The organism is Methylosinus sp. RM1, from assembly GCF_011378635.1.
GTDB classification, from domain to species: domain Bacteria; phylum Pseudomonadota; class Alphaproteobacteria; order Rhizobiales; family Beijerinckiaceae; genus Methylosinus; species Methylosinus sporium.
Map to the genome: position 1 here is coordinate 1 of NZ_WOVC01000123.1, position 566 is coordinate 566.

1 pseudogene is annotated in these 566 nt (G+C 63.4%); it reads right to left on the minus strand.

The features are described from left to right. Positions 1-524 (minus strand): annotated as a pseudogene (locus tag FMZ75_RS21255) (transposase); the annotation flags it as partial. Positions 525-566 lie beyond the last annotated feature (42 nt).

Genomic DNA, 566 nt, shown 5'->3' on the forward strand with positions numbered 1-566 from the left:
GCGGTAGAGCCGATAGATGCGGTTCTTGCCCGAGCGCTCGCCCCGCTGACGAAGCAAGACGAACAGCCGCCGGTAGCCGAAGCGCCGACGCGCATTGGCGAGATCGCGCAGTTCGGCGCGAAGCTCGGCGTCGGCCGGGCGCTTCGACGTGTAGCGCGCAGTCTTGCGATCGATCGCGACGATCCGGCAGGCCCGACGTTCCGACAGGCCCATGACGGCCTGAAGGTGCGCGACGGCTTCGCGCTTGACGGCGGGCCCTACCATTTTTTTCCCAGAAGCTCACGCATTGCCGCCGCGTCGAGCATCTGATCGGCGAGGAGCTTCTTCAGACGCGCGTTTTCTTCCTCCAGCGCCTTCAGTCGCTTGGCCTCGGAAACGTCCATGCCGCCGAATTTGGCCTTCCAATTGTAGAGCGTCGTCTCCGAAACCGCGTATTTGCGCGCGAGGTCCGCCGTCTTCGCGCCGGCTTCCTGCTCCCGCAAAATCCCGATGATCTGCTCTTCCGTGAACCGTTTCTTCTTCATCGTGTCCGTCCTGCAATCGGCCGGACTCTAATCGATGCTGGG